This is a genomic window from Aeromonas sp. FDAARGOS 1407 (assembly GCF_019048725.1).
Lineage (GTDB): Bacteria > Pseudomonadota > Gammaproteobacteria > Enterobacterales > Aeromonadaceae > Aeromonas > Aeromonas enteropelogenes.
In genome coordinates, this window is sequence record NZ_CP077399.1 from 149559 (window position 1) to 167500 (window position 17942).

The window sequence follows — 17942 nt, forward strand, 5'->3', positions numbered from 1 at the left end:
AATCTCGATATTGGTAAAGGCGTTACCGACAGGAAGGAATAACACCGTCATGCATATTGCCACCCCGCTACTACTAATCTCCCTAATCGCGTTGACTCGCGCGGGATCCTTGTAGCCGGGCTCAGATATAGCCGGAATTTACAAAAACCCGTGCACCCTGCACGGGTTTTTTTATGCCGCCGCAGGATGCACGTCACCGAACTTAGGAAGAGGGAAGTCACATGTCAGATCGGGTCATCATATTCGACACCACCTTGCGTGATGGTGAGCAGGCCCTGGCCGCCAGTTTGACGGTCAAGGAGAAGCTGCAGATAGCCCAAGCCCTGGAGCGGCTCGGTGTCGATGTCATGGAAGTGGGATTCCCGGTCTCCTCCCCCGGCGATTTCCAGTCGGTGCAGACCATCGCCCGCCACATCAAGCAGAGCCGGGTCTGTGCCCTCGCCCGGGCTCTGCAAAAAGACATCGATGCCGCCGGTGAGGCGCTCAAAGTCGCCGAGGCGTTTCGCATCCACACCTTTATATCCACCTCCTCCATCCATGTCGAAAGCAAGCTGAAGAAGAGCTTCGAGGACGTACTGGAGATGGGGATCGGCGCCATCAAACACGCCCGCCGCTACACCGATGACGTGGAATTTTCCTGCGAGGATGCGGGCCGCACCCCGATCGATAACCTCTGCCGCATGGTAGAAGCCGCCATCAAGGCCGGAGCCCGCACCATCAACATTCCGGATACCGTGGGCTATACGGTCCCGACCGAGTTCTCCGGCATCATCCAGACCCTGTTCAACCGGGTGCCCAACATCGACCAGGCCATCATCTCGGTGCACTGCCACGACGATCTGGGGCTCTCGGTGGCCAACTCCATCGGTGCCGTGCAGATGGGGGCCCGCCAGATCGAGTGCACCATCAACGGCATCGGCGAGCGGGCCGGCAACTGCTCGCTGGAAGAGGTGGCGATGATCCTCAAAACCCGCGCCGACCTGCTCGGGGTGCACACCAATATCCGCCACAGCGAAATTCATCGCACCAGCACCCTGGTCAGCCAACTCTGCAACATGCCGGTGCAGCCGAACAAGGCCATCGTCGGTGCCAACGCCTTCTCCCATAGCTCCGGCATCCATCAGGATGGCGTGCTCAAGGCGAAAAACACCTATGAAATCATCACTCCCGAGAGCATTGGCCTGACCCAGAACAACCTCAACATGACCTCCCGCTCCGGCCGTCACGTTATCAAGCACCGGATGGAGTCCATGGGTTACGCCGAGAGCAGCTACAGCCTCGACGATCTCTATGCCAAGTTCCTCACCCTGGCCGACAAGAAGGGGCAGGTGTTCGACTATGACCTGGAGGCGCTCGCCTTCTTCAGCCAGATCCACGAAGAGCCGGAGCACTTCAAGCTGGAATACCTCGGGGTGCAAAGCGGCAGCTCGGTGCTCGCCACTGCCTCGGTCAAGCTCAAGGTAGGGCAGGATCTGGTCTGCGAGGCGGCCACCGGCAATGGTCCGGTGGATGCGGTCTACCAGTGCATCAACCGCATCACGGGTTACGAGATCCGCATCGACAAATACGCCCTCAAGAGCAAGGGGGAAGGGGAAGATGCCCTCGGCCAAGTCGATATCGTCGCCGAGTACAAGGGACGCAAATTCCATGGCATGGGGCTGGCCACCGACATCATCGAATCATCAGCCCATGCCCTGCTGCATGTGATCAACAGCATCTGGCGCGCCGATCAGGTCGCCGAGCAGATGGAACGCAATAACAATATCAAGACGGAGACAGTATGAGCAGTTATCGGATCGCAGTATTGCCGGGTGACGGCATTGGCCCGGAAGTGATGGCCGAGGCCGTCAAGGTGCTGGAAAAAGTGCAGGCCAAGTTCGGCTTCAATCTCGAGTACGATCGCCATGACGTCGGCGGCATCGCCATCGACAACCACGGCACTCCGCTGCCCCAGAGCACGATCAAAGGCTGCGAAGCCGCCGACGCCGTGCTGTTCGGCTCGGTCGGTGGCCCCAAGTGGGAGCACCTGCCCCCCAACGATCAGCCGGAGCGCGGTGCCCTGCTGCCCCTGCGCGCCCACTTCAAGCTGTTCTGCAACCTGCGTCCGGCTCGCATCTACACCGGTCTGGAGCAGTTCTCGCCGCTGCGGGCCGACATCTCTGATCGCGGTTTTGACATCGCCTGCGTGCGCGAGCTGACCGGTGGCATCTACTTCGGTCAGCCCAAGGGGCGTGAAGGGGAAGGCCCCACCGAGAAGGCATTCGACACCGAGGTGTACCATCGCTTCGAGATCGAGCGCATCGCCAAGATTGCGTTTGAATCGGCCCGTGTTCGTCGCGGTAAAGTCACCTCCATCGACAAGGCCAACGTACTCGCCTCCTCCATCCTGTGGCGCGAAGTGGTGACCGAAGTCGCCAAGTCCTATCCGGACGTGGCCCTCAACCACATGTACATCGACAACGCCACCATGCAGCTCATCAAGGATCCGTCCCAGTTCGACGTGCTGCTCTGCTCCAACCTGTTTGGCGACATCCTCTCCGACGAGTGCGCCATGATCACCGGCTCCATGGGGCTGCTCCCCTCCGCCAGCCTGAACGAATCCGGTTTCGGCCTGTTCGAACCGGCCGGTGGCTCGGCGCCGGACATCGCTGGCAAGGGCATCGCCAACCCCATAGCCCAGATCCTTTCAGCCGCCCTGATGCTGCGCTATAGCCTGGGCCAGGAAGCTGCCGCCCAAGCCATCGAGCAGGCCGTGGCCCAGACCCTGGCCGAAGGCTACTTCTCCGCCGATCTGCACCAGGCAAGCGCCCGCCACCCGGTACAGAGCACTGCCGCCATGGGTGACCAGATCGCCGCCCGCATCTGACGCCACGGAATCGATAACAAGGAAACTGAGCAATGGCCAAGACCCTCTATCAGAAAGTATTCGACGCCCACGTGGTGCGGGAAGTGGAAGGCGAAACGCCCCTCATCTACATCGACCGCCACCTGGTGCATGAAGTGACCAGCCCGCAGGCCTTCGACGGCCTGCGCGCCATGAACCGCCAGCTGCGCCGCCCGGATCTGACCTGGGCCACCATGGATCACAACGTCTCCACCACCACCAAGGACATCGCTGCCTCCGGCGAGATGGCTCGCATCCAGATGGAGACCCTGGCCGCCAACTGCAAGGAGTTCGGGGTTCGTCTCTATGACCTGAACCACAAGTACCAGGGTATCGTCCATGTGATGGGCCCCGAGCTCGGCATCACCCTGCCCGGCACCACCATCGTCTGCGGCGACTCCCACACCGCCACCCACGGCGCCTTCGGATCGCTGGCATTTGGCATCGGCACCTCCGAGGTCGAGCACGTGATGGCCACCCAGACCCTGAAACAGGGTCGCGCCAAGACCATGCGCATCAGCGTACGCGGCAAGCTGGCCGAGGGGATCAGCGCCAAGGACGTGGTGCTCGCCATCATTGGCAAGGTCGGCCACGCCGGCGGTACCGGCTACGTGGTGGAGTTCGCCGGTGAGGCCATCGAAGGGCTCACCATGGAAGGGCGGATGACAGTGTGCAACATGGCCATCGAGCTGGGTGCCAAGGCGGGCATGATTGCCCCCGATCAAACCACCATCGACTATATCCGTGGCAAGGAGTTTGCACCCAAAGGTGAGGCACTGGAACAGGCCATCGCCTACTGGCAGAGCCTCAAGAGCGACGAAGGCGCCAAGTTCGACGCCGAAGTGGTGCTGGAAGCCGCCGATATCGCACCGCAGGTGACCTGGGGTACCAACCCGGGCCAGGTGATCGACGTCAATGCCCCCATCCCCGCCCCCGAGAGCTTTGCCGATCTCATCGAGCAGCAATCCGCCCGCAAGGCGCTGGAGTACATGGGGCTCAATGCCGGCCAGAAGCTCACCGAGGTCGCCATCGACAAGGTGTTTATCGGTTCCTGTACCAATAGCCGCATCGAGGATCTGCGCGCCGCCGCCGCCATCGCCCGTGGTCGCAAGGTCGCTGCCGGGGTACAGGCGCTGGTGGTGCCAGGCTCCGAGCAGGTGAAAGCACAAGCCGAGGCCGAGGGGCTGGACAAGATCTTCATCGAGGCCGGCTTTGAGTGGCGCCTGCCGGGCTGCTCCATGTGTCTGGCGATGAACAACGACCGCCTGCAACCGGGCGAGCGCTGCGCATCCACCAGCAACCGCAACTTTGAGGGGCGCCAGGGCCGTGCCGGCCGTACCCACCTGGTGAGCCCGGCCATGGCCGCCGCCGCCGCCGTTACCGGCCGTTTCGCCGACATTCGCGCGCTGTAATTACGAGGAGAACAAGATGACAGGGTTCAAACAGCATAAAGGGATCGTCGTCCCCCTCGACAGCGCCAACGTCGACACCGACGCCATCATTCCGAAGCAGTTTCTGCAGAAGGTAAACCGCACTGGTTTTGGCAAGCACCTGTTCCACGACTGGCGCTTTCTGGACGATGCCGGCAAGCAGCCCAACCCCGAGTTCGTGCTGAACCGGCCACAATTCGCCGGCGCCAGCATCCTCTTGGCTCGCGAGAACTTCGGCTGCGGCTCGAGTCGCGAACACGCACCTTGGGCGCTGGCGGATTACGGCTTCAAGACCATGATCGCCTCAAGCTTTGCCGACATCTTCTACGGCAACGCCATCAACAACGGCATGGTGCCGGTGCGCCTGAAGGAGGAGGAGGTCGACGCCCTGTTCCAGCTGGTCGCCGCCCAGCCGGGCATCGAGATCGAAGTGGATCTGGAGGCCAATCAGGTGCGGGCCGGTGAACTCACCTTCAGTTTCGAGATCGACGAATTCCGCCGTTACTGCCTGCTCAACGGGCTGGATGCCATCGGTCTCACCTTGCAACACGAGGCGTCCATCAGCGCCTTCGAAGCGAAGCAGCCGTGCTGGATTTGACGAGCTGATTGCAATAAAACGAGTAGAATCAACGGGGAGCCTTGGCTCCCCGTTTTACTGTCCGGTCATGGGTGCCAGGGAGTGCGCACCTGCAAAGGAGTCTCGATGAAAGCCATGCCAGTTCCGCTGCTCGCCGCCCTGCTGTTTGCGCTGCCGGCCAGCGCCGAACAAACCTATTTCAATGTCAGTGGTGGCCAGAACAATGTCGGCTGGCAAGACAGCAAGGGAGAACGCCAGCAGCTCACCTATCGGCTGGAACCGGGCAAGCTGCCGCCGCTTATCGCCTACCGCCCGGCACGAATGCAGGAAGAGGTGCTGCAGGGACTGCTGCGCCAGGTGCGCCAGCAATACCCGGAGGTACAATTTACCCTGGCCCGCCCCTCACTCGAGCTGCACATGAAGAGCCGCAATCCGGACAAGGCCGGCGAGGCGATGGCCTGGCTGGAAGCCGAGCGCAACAAGGCCGAAGAGGCCTGGCTGCACAAGCACTACTTTCAATACTTCACCCCGCCCGATGGACAGCTGGCCGTCAAACAGGATCATGTGCGCATCGCGCTGGAGAGCCGTGGCGAGCTGGCCCCGCTGGCTGCCCAGCTCAAGCAGGAGGGGGCCACCGAAGTGGAGGCGCGCCAGAAAACGGCGGCCCATATGCTCACCTTCATCCAGAGCATTCCCTATCTGCAGCTGGACAATCTGGGGGGACGGCTGGGCAAGGGCTTTCTCACGCCGCGCCAGGTGCTGATGCAAAATCGCGGCGACTGCGACAGCAAGGTTACCCTGATGGCAGCCCTGCTTGCCCAGCTCTTTCCCGAGCTTAAACAGGCCATGGTCTTCGTGCCGGGTCATGCGCTGCTGGCCGTCGACTTGCCCGCCCAGCCCGGGGATGAGACCATCAGCTGGCAGGGGCAGACTTATCTGCTGCTGGAACCCACGGGGCCGGCGGAGCTCCCTCCCGGCCAGATAGCGCCGACCAGCAAGACGCTGATCGACAGCGGGCAACTGAGCATCCAGCCGGTGCAGGCAACCCCCTGACGGAGGCCGAAATGAAATCGACCGGCGGGTTGCCGGTCGATTCATAGGTCATCTAAACAAGGGCTCAGCCGAGGGAGTGAAACTCAATGGCCAGCAGCAGCCCCTCTTCCTCTTCCAGAACCCGTATGATGCGGGCCTGGGCTTCGAAGGGGGGCAACAGGTTGTTGTGGGTGGCAAGGCTCACCCGGATGGGCTGATTTACATCCAGCCGGTGTTCGGCAATGGCGATCCCCATGCCGTTGGCACTGAGGTCCCGGCAGATCCCCTCCAGCACCTGTTGTTGCTGAAAGATGGTAACGGGAGCATTGATGATCATGCGCTGGAAGGCGCGTCTTTCCTTGGTATTGGTTATCACGCGAGCATCCTCTGTTGTACTGGCGCCATCTCGACGGCCTGCAGAAACATAGTGCTGGCCTCCCCCCAAGAACGTTAATACAATGCGGTTCGTTTCTCAAACGGGGTGCGGCTTGCCGCTGAGATTATACCCGTATACCTGATCCAGATAATGCTGGCGGAGGAATTTGAGGCATGGCTCCCGTTGCGGGCGCCCTCATCCGCTGGCACTTCACAACCCCAAATGTGCCATCGCCAAACACCATACCGATGGCACCTAGTGACTCACAGGGAGTGCCCTCGATGAAAACCCTGCTGCTGGTTGCCACCAGCCTGCTCTCGGCCAGCGCCTTCGCGGCCGATACCCTCACCGTTTACACCTACAGCTCCTTCGCCGCCGAATGGGGGCCTGGTCCCAAGATCAAGCAGTCCTTCGAGAAGGAGTGCGGCTGCAACCTCAATCTGGTGGCGCTGGAAGATGGCGTCGCCATCCTCAACCGGCTGCGACTGGAAGGCAAACACAGCAAGGCCGATCTGGTGCTGGGGCTGGATGATGCCCTGCTGAGTGAAGCCAAGCAGAGCGGCCTGTTCGCCCCCCACACCATCAAGCTGGATGGTCTGAAAGTGCCGGGCGGCTGGCAGGATGACACCTTCGTGCCCTATGACTACGGCTACTTCGCCTTCGTCTACGACAAGGAGAAGCTCAAGCAACCGCCCAAGAGCCTGAAAGAGCTGGTGGAACGCCCCGATATCAAAGTGATCTACCAGGATCCCCGCACTTCCACCCCGGGTCAGGGGTTGATGCTGTGGATGAAGAGCGTCTATGGCGACCAGGCTCCTGCCGCCTGGGCCCAACTTGCCAAGAAGACGGTCACCGTCACCAAGGGGTGGTCAGAGGCCTATGGCATGTTCCTCGATGGCGAGGCGGACATGGTGCTCTCCTACACCACCTCCCCGGCCTATCACCTCATCGCCGAGAGCAAGCCCCAGTATCAGACAGCCGCGTTCGAAGAGGGGCACTATCGCCAAGTTGAAGTGGCGGCCAAACTCAAGAGCGCGGCGCAGGACAAGCTGGCCAACCAGTTCCTGCAATTCATGGTGAGCCCCGCCTTCCAGCAGGCGATCCCCACCGGTAACTGGATGTATCCGGTGACAGACATGCCGTTGCCCAAAGGATTCGAGCAGATGATCACCGTCAGCAAGCCGCTGGCCTTCACTGCCGATGAGGTCGCCACCCATCGCAAGGAGTGGATCCGCGAGTGGTTGCAAGCCGTCACCCAGTGAGCCGTCTCTTCGTGCAACCAGGGGGCCGCCCTCTCTGGTGGCTGCCCGGCAGTGCAGCCACCCTCCTGATCCTGCTGTTGTCCCTGGGGCCGCTCGCGGCCCTGTTGTGGCAGGCCGGGGGGCTCGCCCCTCGCACCCTGCTGGCCGATCCCTACCTGCGCCACGTACTGGGTTTCAGCCTGGGGCAGGCGCTGCTCTCCACCCTGCTGAGCCTCGGGCTCGCCATCCCGGTCGCCCGCGCTCTGGCACGGCGCCGTTTTACCGGTCGCCGCCTGCTGCTCAAACTGTTTGGCCTCTCCCTGGTGCTGCCGGTCATCATCGCCATCTTCGGCATCGTCGCGGTGCACGGCAAGCAGGGCTGGCTACCACAGTTGCTGCGCTCCCTCGGGCTGGATCCCGGCAATTACCTCTACGGTCTGTTCGGCATCCTGCTGGCCCACGTCTTCTTCAACATGCCGCTGGCAGCGCGCCTCATCCTGCAGAGCATAGAGAGCATCCCAGAATCCTCCTGGCGCCTCGCCAGTCAGCTCGGCATGCGCTCGATCCACATCTTCAGACTGCTGGAGTGGCCGCTGATCCGGGCCCAGCTACCGGGTCTGGCGAGCCTCATCTTCATGCTCTGCTTCACCAGCTTCACGACCGTACTGGCCCTCGGTGGCGGCCCCAAGTCCACCACCCTGGAGGTGGCCGTCTATCAGGCGCTGCGCTTTGATTTCGATCTCGCCACCGCCGGCGGACTGGCGCTGGTGCAGTTGCTGCTGACCGCCGCCCTGCTCCTGCTGCAGCACAAGCTGCAAACCACACCGGCCAACCGCCTGAGCTCACGCCGCCCCTGCTTGCGCCCGGACCGCCACCAGCCTGGCACGCTCGCGGTCGATACTCTGGCACTGCTCAGCGGGCTCGCCATCTTCCTGCCGCCACTGCTGGCCATCGTCGTGGCCGGTTTTCACCCCGGCCTGCTGACGGCGTTGAGCTCGAACCGGCTATGGCAGGCCAGTGGCCAGTCGATCCTCATCGCGCTCGCGGCGGGCACCCTGGCTACCCTGCTCGGGGCCGCCCTGCTGCTCACCAGTCGTCACCTCAAGGTACGTGAACACAAGTGCCGGGCCGCCGCCCTGTGGGAAGCCAGCGGCTCCATGATCCTGATGATCCCGGCCGTGGTGCTCTCCACCGGCCTGTTCATCATGTTCATGCCCTTCACCGACGTGTTTGCTCTCGGTCCCTGGCTGGTGGTGCTGGTCAACGCTCTGATGGCACTGCCCTATGTGCTACGCACTCTCTCCGCTCCCATGCAGCTGGTGGTACGCCAGTATGACCGGCTGGCTGACAGCCTGGGGGTACACAGCCTGCATCGCCTGCGGCTGGTGGAGTGGCCCCTGCTGCGCCGTCCGCTGGCCCAGGCGGCGGCGCTCTCCATGATCCTCTCGCTGGGGGATCTTGGCGCCATCGCCATGTTTGGCAGCCAGGAGCTCACCACCCTGCCCTGGCTGCTCTATCAGCAGCTCGGCAGCTATCGCCTGACCGAGGCGGCCGCCACCGCCCTGCTGCTGCTGATGCTCTGTTTTTCCCTGTTCTGGCTAGTCGAGCGGGGACTTGGAGGGAAACATGTCGAGCATTGAGCGACAAAGGAGCTTACTTCTCTGCATTACCGTTTCTGGGGCTATTCTGGCTGGCCGAACGGACCCCTTGAGGAAGAAAGAATGCTGAACATTGATACCCTCGTCACTAGCTACCCGGATTGGCGCGTGAGCTTCACGGCGACGCTGCCGAAGGGGGAGATCACCGCGCTGATTGGCCCGAGCGGCGCGGGCAAGTCGACCCTGCTCGGGATGATCGCCGGTTTCGTGCCGGTGGAGTCTGGCGCTCTCAGCTTCGACGGTCAGGATCTGCTGCCGCTGGGGCCGGCCGAACGACCGGTCACCACCCTATTTCAGGATCACAACCTGTTCCTGCACCTCTCGGTGTTCGACAACATCGCCATCGGCCTGCACCCGGGCCTGAGACTGACTCCAGCCCAGCGGGAACAGGTGAGAGATGCCGCTGCACGAGTGGGCCTTGGCGAGATGCTGACACGTCTGCCGGAGCAGCTATCCGGTGGTCAGCAACAACGTGTGGGGCTTGCCCGCGCCCTGGTGCGGGGCAAGCCTCTGCTGCTGCTGGATGAGCCCTTCTCGGCGCTCGATCCCGCCCTGCGCCGGGAGATGCTGGCCGAAGTCGCCCGCCTCGCCTGCGAACAGGGCATCACAGTGTTGATGGTTTCCCACAATCCGGAAGATGCCCAGCTTATCGCCGATCAGGTGCTCTTTATCGACGAGGGACGCATCGCCCTGCAAGGCACACCGGCCATCCTGCAACAGAGCGATCACCCCGGGCTGCTGCGCTACCTTGGCTGTACTCCCGCACCATAAAGGAACAATTAACAGCGATGGTTTCCCCCTCATTGCTCTGAATGATGCCCAGCTTATCGCCGATCAGGTGCTCTTCATCGGCGCGGGACGCATCGCCCTGCAAGGCACGCCGACCATCCTGCAACAGAGCGATCATCCCGGGCTGCTGCGCTATCTGGGGCAATAAACCAGCGATGAGATCAAAAAGGGGAAGCCGACTGGCTTCCCCTTTTGCATGGACAGAGATCGCCTGCAATCAGAGGTTTTCCTCGGCGAAGGAGGCGAGCTTGCTGCGCATTACCCCGTTCAGGAAGATGTTGGCACTGCCATCGAAGTCCTTGAATCGCTCGACTATGTAGGTCAGACCCGAGGTCACCGGGCTCAGGTAGTTGGAGTCAATTTGCGCCAGGTTGCCGGAGCAGACGATCTTGGTCCCCTCGCCGCAGCGAGTGATGATGGTCTTGATCTGGGAGGCAGTCAGGTTCTGGCACTCATCCAGCAGCACGAAAGTGTTCTGGATGCTGCGCCCGCGCATGAAGTTGACCGATTTGAACTGGATGTTGGCCTTCTCCATGATGTAGCTCAGCGACCCGCTCATGTTCTCGTCCTGCTTGTGCAGCACCTCCAGGGTATCCGTGATGGCTGCCAGCCAGGGCATCATCTTCTCTTCTTCAGTGCCGGGCAGGAAGCCGATGCTCTCGGCGATTTCGGGGGTGTTACGGGTGACGATCACCTTGTCGTAGATCCCCTTCTCGATCACCAGCTCCAGGGCCGCCGCCATGGCCAGCAGGGTCTTGCCGCAGCCGGCCGGGCCGGTCAGGATCACCAGATCGATGTGGGGATCGAGCAGGGCGTCCAGCGCCATGCCTTGATAGACGTTCTTGGGATGTACGCCCCAGGCTTTGCGCGACAGCAGGCGCTCACGTCCCAGATCCTTGAGGCGGATCTTGTGGCCATCGTGGCTCAGCACCCTGGCCGCGAAGAAGTTCTCTTCATCGATCAGGTACTGGTTGACGTGGACGCCATCCAGCAGCTTGTCATCAATGACGTGAATGGTGTCGCGGCCGTGGGTCTCGCTCTCGCACTCCCCCACCCGCTCCCAAAAACTGCCAGGCACCACCTGAAAGCCCTTGGCCAGCAGCCGGATGTCGTCGATCAGCTGGTCGCTGCGATAATCCTCCACATGCGCCAGCCCAGCCCCCTTGGCCTTGAGGCGCATGTTGATGTCCTTGGTCACCAGCACCACCTGGCGCTTCATCTCATGCTTTTGCAGATAGAGGGCGGCGTTGATGATGCGGTTGTCCGCCTCCTTGTCGGTGAACACCTCGGCATCCTGGGGCAGATGGTGATCGCTGAAGATGCAGATGTGGCCACTGGCCTCACCGGCCAGAGGAACGCCCTGGGTGATCTCGTCGGTCGAGGCATCGCGAAAAACATCCTCCAGTGCCCGAATAGCCACCCGGGCGTCACGGCTGACATCCTTGTGGCGATCCTTGATGTTGTCGAGCTCCTCCAGCACCGTCATGGGGATCAGTACGTCGTGCTCTTTGAAGGAGTAGATGGCGAGGGGTTCGTGAAGCAGAACGTTGGTATCCAGGATAAACAGCTTTCGGTCAGCATTGTCCATAAGCATCCTCCTTGGCACTGAAGGTGCCACGTGTGTGAATCTCAGATGTCATTGAAACCACACGGCCGTGACAGTTTTATTACTTTCAACGCTACGCCCGATTTTACCATCGCGCAACAAATCGCTTATTCATCTCGATCGTTTGCGCATAAAAGCAGCAAAAAAAGACCGGCACTGTGGCCGGTCGCTTTGCTGGTTCATCTACTTAACCGCACTTGGAATCGCCGCAGTTGAGGCAAGTCATACAGCCATCCTTCAGTACCAGCGCCTTGGTGTGGCACTTGTAACAGAGCGCGGCATTGGCCGGGAAGCCATTGCCGGCCGACTGAGCTTCCTCGTTCTGCTGGGCCTGGAGTTCGGCCTGCTTCTCGGCCAGAAACGCCTGCTGGTGTTCATCCAGCCCGGGGGCCTTGAGCATGCCAATCTCGGTGAGGTGGGTCTCGATCACGTTGCCAATTTCGGCGATGAGGGAGGGAACATACTTGCCCTTGTTCCAGTAACCGCCCTTGGGATCGAACACGGAGCGCAGCTCCTCCACCAGGAAGGTAACATCCCCGCCCTTGCGAAACACCGCCGAGATGATGCGGGTCAGCGCCACGATCCACTGGTAGTGTTCCAGGCTCTTGGAGTTGATGAAGATCTCGAACGGACGGCGGGTCTCATGGACAGTGCCTTCGTTGAGGATGATGTCGTTGATGGTGATAAACAGCGAGTGCTCGGAGACATGTTCCGGCGTCTTCAGCTTGTAGGTAGTGCCCATCAGCCGCTCCGGGCGCAGCACGGTTTCGTGCATGTGTACCACGTCGTCCTGCGGTGCCAGATCTTCTTGTGGCTCATCCCGGGTGTGCACCTTGTAGGCGACGATTTTCTTGTCGATCTTCTTGACCATGATGTCGTTCTCAGAATTTACCGTAATAGCCTTCTTTCAAGGCGTCATAGAGGTTGGCAGCGGTGTGCAGCTCGCCGTCGTATTCGATCTCTTCATTGCCCCTGGCGGTGATGACGGAGCCATCTTCCAGAGTGAACTCGTATTGAGTGTTCTCCAGATCCTTCTCCTTCACCAGCACGCCCTGGAAGGCCTCCGGGTTGAAGCGGAAGGTGGTGCAGCCCTTGAGGCCGGAGTCCGAGGCATACATGTAGATGTCCTTGAACTGCTCGAACGGAAAATCGGTCGGCACATTGGCGGTCTTGGAGATGGAGGAGTCGATCCAGCGCTGGGCCGCGGCCTGAATATCCACATGCTGGGCCGGGCTGATGTCATCGGCGGTGATGAAGTAGTCCGGCAACCGGCTCGCCTCATCCTCGGCATGGGGCATGGCGGCCGGATTCACCAGCTCACGGTAGGCCAGCAGCTCGAAGGAGTAGACATCCACGCTCTCCTTGCTCTTCTTGCCCGGCTTGATGACGTTGCGGCAATAGTGATGGGCAAAGCTTGGCTCGATGCCATTGCTGGCGTTGTTGGCCAGCGACAGCGAGATGGTACCGGTCGGCGCAATACTGCTGTGGTGAGTAAAGCGGCCACCTACTTCGGCCAGTTCGGCAACGAGCTCGGGATCCACCTCGGCCACCTGTTGCATGTAGCGGCTGTAGCGTGCATGCAGCACCTTGCCCTTGACCTTGTCGCCCAGCTTGATGCCATCGGCAGCCATCTCGGGACGCAGTCGCAGCATCTTGCCGGTCACCTCGAACTCCTGCTCCATGATGGGAGCCGGGCCCTTCTCCTTTGCCAGCCGCAGAGACTCCTGCCAGCCAGTCATGGCCAATTCCTGGGAAACCTGCTCGGTGAAGGCGACGGAGGCGGCAGAGCCATACTTGATCTGCAGCATGGTGAGAGTCGAGCCCAAGCCAAGGAAGCCCATGCCGTGACGACGCTTGTTTACGATCTCCTCGCGCTGCTTGGCCAGCGGCAGCTGGTTGATTTCCACCACGTTGTCGAGCATGCGGGTGAAGATGGCCACCACCTTGCGAAACGCGGGCCAGTCGAAGGCGGCCTGCTCGGTGAAGGGATCGCGCACGAAGCGGGTCAGGTTGACCGATCCCAGCAGACAGGCGCCATAAGGCGGTAGAGGCTGCTCGCCACAAGGGTTGGTGGCGCGGATCTCTTCGCAGAACCAGTTGTTGTTCATCTGGTTGACCTTGTCGATCAGGATGAAACCGGGTTCCGCATAGTCATAGGTGGAGGTCATGATGACATTCCACAGCTTGCGGGCAGGCAGGGTCTTGTAGACCTTGCAGGCGACCTGCCCCAGCTCGTTGAAAACCACCCCTTCCTTGTTGGGCCAGTCGGCCCAGACCACCTGCTCCGGGTCGTCGAGCGCTATGCCATCCAGCTCCACCTCTTTGGCGGTGTAGGGGAAGATAAGCGGCCAGGGAGCATCCTCCTTCACCGCCTTGACGAAGTCTTCGGTGATGAGCAGGGAGAGGTTGAACTGGCGTAGGCGGCCATCTTCCCGCTTGGCCTGGATGAACTCGATCACATCGGGATGACGGATATCCATGGTGCCCATCTGGGCGCCACGACGACCACCGGCAGACGACACGGTGAAACACATCTTGTCATAGATATCCATGAAAGAGAGCGGACCCGAGGTGTAGGCACCGGCACCGGAGACAAAAGCACCGCGCGGACGCAGGGTCGAGAAGTCATAGCCAATGCCGCAGCCGGCCTTCAGGGTCAGGCCTGCCTCATGGACCTTGCCGAGGATATCGTCCATCGAATCTTCGATGGTGCCGGAGACGGTGCAGTTGATGGTCGAGGTTGCCGGCTTGTGCTCGAAGGCCCCCGCGTTGGAGGTGATGCGGCCAGCCGGAATGGCACCATTGCGCAGCGCCCACAAGAAGGGCTCATACCAGGCCGCCGGATCCTGCTCCTGTGCAGCCAGGGCTCGGGCCACCCGTTGATAGGTGTCATCGATGCTGCCATCGACGGGCACGCTATCCTTGCTTTTGAGGCGATACTTGCTATCCCAGATTTCGAGAGAGGTCTCTTGCAAAGGGATAAGGCGAGAGCCGGTTTCGCTCGCCAGTACCGGTTCGGATTTAGCCATATTCAATCAACCTTATATGAATGCACCTAGGTCACCGCGCGGCACACAACACAACCAATAGTGACATTAAATAAAAATGACACAATATATAGTATACCTGCCGCCATGAGGGCGCTGATTTTATCCTAAAAAAACGCCCCGGCCAGCAGATTTCTGGACCGGGGCATTTAACTGGTTCATTTCCTGAAAGATTTAACGTTCAGACTGAGCTCAGGGCTGTTTGACATACACGGTCGGCGTCTCGCCGGCCATATTCAGATAGAACTCGTAGACCCCGTCCACCTCGGGTGAAAACTTCATGTCCTCATACTTGGAGCAGGGATTGACCGGCACAGCCTCACCACCCAGCACCGCAACGCCGTCACTCGGGCTCTTGTAGCCGAAGTTGGTGCCGCAGCTCCAGCCAGAGTCGGCAAATTTGAACTTGTAGGGGGCCCACTCTTTCTTGAGCGTGCCCTTGGCCATGTAGAGCTTGTCGGCCACCTTGACCACCTTGCTCTCATCGGTTGCCATCCAGTCATTCATCTCCCCGCGCAGGTAGATGGACTTGCCACCAAAATCGCCGTTATCGATCGACGACTCAGCACCACCATTGGATGCACAACCGCCCAATACCAGGGTTCCCGCCGCCAGTATCATCGTTACTGTTCTCTTGAACATGTGTCCATTCCTCAAATTATTGTGATTCCTTGGTCCATCGTGGTGGACTGATGAATTAAACCAGAGCGGGGATCACAAGAAAGGTGGAGGCATCACATTCTGTGCTTTTTATATCCAGCCAAGACATGCCGTGAATAGATATCGAACGAATGAGGCGGGCATCAGAAACCCTGAATTTCAGGCAATAAAAAAACCCCGCTCAGTGAGCGGGGTTTTCATGTTGGGTGCCTGGCAGTGTCCTACTCTCGCATGGCGAATGCCACACTACCATCGGCGCTACCGCGTTTCACTTCTGAGTTCGGCATGGGTTCAGGTGGTTCCACGGCGCTATGGCCGCCAAGCAAATTCTTCAATCTTGGAAAGCTGACGTGAATAACGACTGGTCGCTATCACTGAATTAGTAGTTCGCTCATTCGCTACAAGGCCCAGAACACTTCTTGGGTGTTGTATGGTTAAGCCTCACGGGTAATTAGTACGGGTTAGCTCAATGCATCGCTGCACTTACACACCCCGCCTATCAACGTTGTGGTCTCCAACGGCCCTTTAGGACCCTCAAGGGGTCAGGGATGACTCATCTCAGGGCTCGCTTCCCGCTTAGATGCTTTCAGCGGTTATCGATTCCGAACTTAGCTACCGGGCAGTGCCACTGGCGTGACAACCCGAACACCAGAGGTTCGTTCACTCCGGTCCTCTCGTACTAGGAGCAACTCCCTTCAATCATCCAACGCCCACGGCAGATAGGGACCGAACTGTCTCACGACGTTCTGAACCCAGCTCGCGTACCACTTTAAATGGCGAACAGCCATACCCTTGGGACCGACTTCAGCCCCAGGATGTGATGAGCCGACATCGAGGTGCCAAACACCGCCGTCGATATGAACTCTTGGGCGGTATCAGCCTGTTATCCCCGGAGTACCTTTTATCCGTTGAGCGATGGCCCTTCCATTCAGAACCACCGGATCACTATGACCTACTTTCGTACCTGCTCGACCTGTCCGTCTCGCAGTTAAGCTGGCTTATGCCATTGCACTAACCTCCTGATGTCCGACCAGGATTAGCCAACCTTCGTGCTCCTCCGTTACTCTTTGGGAGGAGACCGCCCCAGTCAAACTACCCACCAGGCACTGTCCGCGACCCCGATTCAGGGGCCTGCGTTAGAACATCAAACATACAAGGGTGGTATTTCAAGGACGGCTCCAGCGCAACTGGCGTCACGCCTTCAAAGCCTCCCACCTATCCTACACATGTAGGTTCAATGTTCAGTGCCAAGCTGTAGTAAAGGTTCACGGGGTCTTTCCGTCTAGCCGCGGGTACACCGCATCTTCACGGCGAATTCGATTTCACTGAGTCTCGGGTGGAGACAGCATGGCCATGGTTACACCATTCGTGCAGGTCGGAACTTACCCGACAAGGAATTTCGCTACCTTAGGACCGTTATAGTTACGGCCGCCGTTTACCGGGGCTTCGATCAAGAGCTTCGCTTGCGCTAACCCCATCAATTAACCTTCCGGCACCGGGCAGGTGTCACACCCTATACGTCCACTTTCGTGTTTGCAGAGTGCTGTGTTTTTGATAAACAGTCCCAGCCATCTGGTCACTGCGACTCCCGTCAGCTCCATCCGCAAGGGACTTCACCAACAAGAGCGTACCTTCTCCCGAAGTTACGGTACTATTTTGCCTAGTTCCTTCACCCGAGTTCTCTCAAGCGCCTTGGTATTCTCTACCCGACCACCTGTGTCGGTTTGGGGTACGATGACTTGTAATCTGAAGCTTAGAGGCTTTTCCTGGAAGCAGGGCATCAATGGCTTCCGCACCGTAGTGCGTTCGTCTCGTGTCTCAGCGTTGCACCTCCGGATTTACCTAAAGGTACCGCCTACGCACTTTCACCAGGACAACCGTCGCCTGGCCCACCTAGCCTTCTCCGTCCCCCCATCGCAATTACAAGTCGTGCAGGAATATTAACCTGCTTCCCATCGATTACGCCTTTCGGCCTCACCTTAGGGGTCGACTCACCCTGCCCCGATTAACGTTGGACAGGAACCCTTGGTCTTCCGGCGAGGAGGCTTTTCACCCCCTTTATCGTTACTTACGTCAGCATTCGCACTTCTGATATCTCCAGCATGCCTCTCGACACACCTTCGCAGACTTACAGAACGCTCCCCTACCACTCACGCTTAGCGTGAATCCGCGGCTTCGGTGCCTGGTTTGAGCCCCGTTACATCTTCCGCGCAGGCCGACTCGACTAGTGAGCTATTACGCTTTCTTTAAATGATGGCTGCTTCTAAGCCAACATCCTAGCTGTCTGAGCCTTCCCACATCGTTTCCCACTTAACCAGAACTTTGGGACCTTAGCCGGCGGTCTGGGTTGTTTCCCTCTTCACGACGGACGTTAGCACCCGCCGTGTGTCTCCCGGATATTACTTACTGGTATTCGGAGTTTGCATGGGGTTGGTAAGTCGGGATGACCCCCTAGCCCAAACAGTGCTCTACCCCCAGTAGTATTCGTCCGAGGCGCTACCTAAATAGCTTTCGGGGAGAACCAGCTATCTCCGAGTTTGATTGGCCTTTCACCCCCAGCCACAGGTCATCCCCTAACTTTGCAACGTTAGTGGGTTCGGTCCTCCAGTTGATGTTACTCAACCTTCAACCTGCCCATGGCT

General features: G+C 59.8%; 13 protein-coding genes, 2 rRNA genes, 1 pseudogene and 1 riboswitch (1 of these 17 only partly in view). Of the genes and pseudogenes, 9 read left to right on the forward strand and 7 right to left on the reverse strand.

The annotated features are described in order from the left end of the window. Positions 1 to 221 precede the first annotated feature (221 nt). From leuA to I6L37_RS00735, 5 genes are all read left to right on the forward strand, one after another. Positions 222 to 1784, forward strand: a complete 1563-nt coding sequence (gene leuA / locus I6L37_RS00715) for a 2-isopropylmalate synthase (protein ID WP_216993036.1) — start codon at positions 222 to 224, stop codon at positions 1782 to 1784. Further along, on the forward strand, positions 1781 to 2866 hold the full coding sequence (leuB, locus tag I6L37_RS00720) for a 3-isopropylmalate dehydrogenase (RefSeq protein ID WP_216993037.1): 1086 nt from the start codon (positions 1781 to 1783) through the stop codon (positions 2864 to 2866). Before leuA ends, leuB begins: the two co-directional genes overlap by 4 nt. Before the next feature lie 32 nt (positions 2867 to 2898). Continuing rightward, a complete protein-coding gene (gene leuC, locus I6L37_RS00725) occupies positions 2899 to 4296 on the forward strand; it encodes a 3-isopropylmalate dehydratase large subunit (protein WP_216993038.1) in 1398 nt (465 codons plus the stop codon). 16 nt (positions 4297 to 4312) lie between these two features. Further along, a complete protein-coding gene (gene leuD / locus I6L37_RS00730) occupies positions 4313 to 4912 on the forward strand; it encodes a 3-isopropylmalate dehydratase small subunit (protein WP_026455910.1) in 600 nt (199 codons plus the stop codon). A 105-nt stretch (positions 4913 to 5017) separates the two neighbouring features. Next, positions 5018 to 5944 (forward strand): transglutaminase domain-containing protein, encoded by a 927-nt coding sequence (locus I6L37_RS00735; RefSeq protein WP_216993039.1) that lies wholly within the window; start codon positions 5018 to 5020, stop codon positions 5942 to 5944. A 64-nt stretch (positions 5945 to 6008) separates the two neighbouring features. On the opposite strand, the gene I6L37_RS00740 is transcribed toward I6L37_RS00735, so the two are convergent. Continuing rightward, a complete protein-coding gene (locus I6L37_RS00740) occupies positions 6009 to 6299 on the reverse strand; it encodes a PilZ domain-containing protein (RefSeq protein WP_185378245.1) in 291 nt (96 codons plus the stop codon). A gap of 91 nt (positions 6300 to 6390) precedes the next feature. Beyond that, a riboswitch (TPP riboswitch) is annotated at positions 6391 to 6481 on the forward strand. A gap of 99 nt (positions 6482 to 6580) precedes the next feature. On the opposite strand from I6L37_RS00740, the gene thiB reads away from it, so the two are divergent. The 4 genes and pseudogenes from thiB to I6L37_RS00760 form a co-directional block, all read left to right on the forward strand. Beyond that, positions 6581 to 7561 (forward strand): thiamine ABC transporter substrate binding subunit, encoded by a 981-nt coding sequence (gene thiB / locus I6L37_RS00745; protein WP_216993040.1) that lies wholly within the window; start codon positions 6581 to 6583, stop codon positions 7559 to 7561. Continuing rightward, complete coding sequence (gene thiP / locus I6L37_RS00750) at positions 7558 to 9180, forward strand: thiamine/thiamine pyrophosphate ABC transporter permease (protein ID WP_216994101.1); 1623 nt, start codon at positions 7558 to 7560, stop codon at positions 9178 to 9180. Before thiB ends, thiP begins: the two co-directional genes overlap by 4 nt. Positions 9181 to 9261: 81 nt before the next feature. Next, on the forward strand, positions 9262 to 9969 hold the full coding sequence (gene thiQ, locus I6L37_RS00755) for a thiamine ABC transporter ATP-binding protein (protein ID WP_042028719.1): 708 nt from the start codon (positions 9262 to 9264) through the stop codon (positions 9967 to 9969). A 43-nt stretch (positions 9970 to 10012) separates the two neighbouring features. After that, a pseudogene (locus tag I6L37_RS00760) lies at positions 10013 to 10135 on the forward strand (thiamine ABC transporter ATP-binding protein); the annotation flags it as partial. Between the two features lie 69 nt (positions 10136 to 10204). On the opposite strand, the gene I6L37_RS00765 reads toward I6L37_RS00760, so the two are convergent. From I6L37_RS00765 to I6L37_RS00790, 6 genes are all read right to left on the reverse strand, one after another. Beyond that, on the reverse strand, positions 10205 to 11575 hold the full coding sequence (locus I6L37_RS00765) for a PhoH family protein (RefSeq protein ID WP_026455906.1): 1371 nt from the start codon (positions 11573 to 11575) through the stop codon (positions 10205 to 10207). A 205-nt stretch (positions 11576 to 11780) separates the two neighbouring features. Next, a complete protein-coding gene (locus I6L37_RS00770) occupies positions 11781 to 12464 on the reverse strand; it encodes an NrdJb (protein ID WP_042028716.1) in 684 nt (227 codons plus the stop codon). 10 nt (positions 12465 to 12474) lie between these two features. After that, entirely contained in the window at positions 12475 to 14622 is a 2148-nt protein-coding gene (locus I6L37_RS00775) for an adenosylcobalamin-dependent ribonucleoside-diphosphate reductase (RefSeq protein WP_216993041.1), read from the reverse strand. Positions 14623 to 14832: 210 nt separating this feature from the next. Beyond that, positions 14833 to 15282, reverse strand: a complete 450-nt coding sequence (locus I6L37_RS00780) for a pullulanase (RefSeq protein ID WP_216993042.1) — start codon at positions 15280 to 15282, stop codon at positions 14833 to 14835. A gap of 226 nt (positions 15283 to 15508) precedes the next feature. Continuing rightward, positions 15509 to 15623: ribosomal RNA gene (gene rrf, locus I6L37_RS00785) — 5S ribosomal RNA — on the reverse strand. Between the two features lie 107 nt (positions 15624 to 15730). After that, a 23S ribosomal RNA gene (locus I6L37_RS00790) occupies positions 15731 to 17942 on the reverse strand; it runs 677 nt beyond the window's last position.

Bases quoted from the DNA above. Each gene is read 5' to 3' on its own strand.
- leuD (WP_026455910.1), top strand. From the start codon at position 4,313: ATGACAGGGTTCAAACAGCATAAAGGGATCGTCGTCCCCCTCGACAGC.
- leuB (WP_216993037.1), top strand. From the start codon at position 1,781: ATGAGCAGTTATCGGATCGCAGTATTGCCGGGTGACGGCATTGGCCCG.
- leuC (WP_216993038.1), top strand. From the start codon at position 2,899: ATGGCCAAGACCCTCTATCAGAAAGTATTCGACGCCCACGTGGTGCGG.
- I6L37_RS00770 (WP_042028716.1), bottom strand. From the start codon at position 12,464: ATGGTCAAGAAGATCGACAAGAAAATCGTCGCCTACAAGGTGCACACC.
- I6L37_RS00775 (WP_216993041.1), bottom strand. From the start codon at position 14,622: ATGGCTAAATCCGAACCGGTACTGGCGAGCGAAACCGGCTCTCGCCTT.
- leuA (WP_216993036.1), top strand. From the start codon at position 222: ATGTCAGATCGGGTCATCATATTCGACACCACCTTGCGTGATGGTGAG.
- thiQ (WP_042028719.1), top strand. From the start codon at position 9,262: ATGCTGAACATTGATACCCTCGTCACTAGCTACCCGGATTGGCGCGTG.
- I6L37_RS00735 (WP_216993039.1), top strand. From the start codon at position 5,018: ATGAAAGCCATGCCAGTTCCGCTGCTCGCCGCCCTGCTGTTTGCGCTG.
- I6L37_RS00765 (WP_026455906.1), bottom strand. From the start codon at position 11,575: ATGGACAATGCTGACCGAAAGCTGTTTATCCTGGATACCAACGTTCTG.
- thiB (WP_216993040.1), top strand. From the start codon at position 6,581: ATGAAAACCCTGCTGCTGGTTGCCACCAGCCTGCTCTCGGCCAGCGCC.
- I6L37_RS00780 (WP_216993042.1), bottom strand. From the start codon at position 15,282: ATGTTCAAGAGAACAGTAACGATGATACTGGCGGCGGGAACCCTGGTA.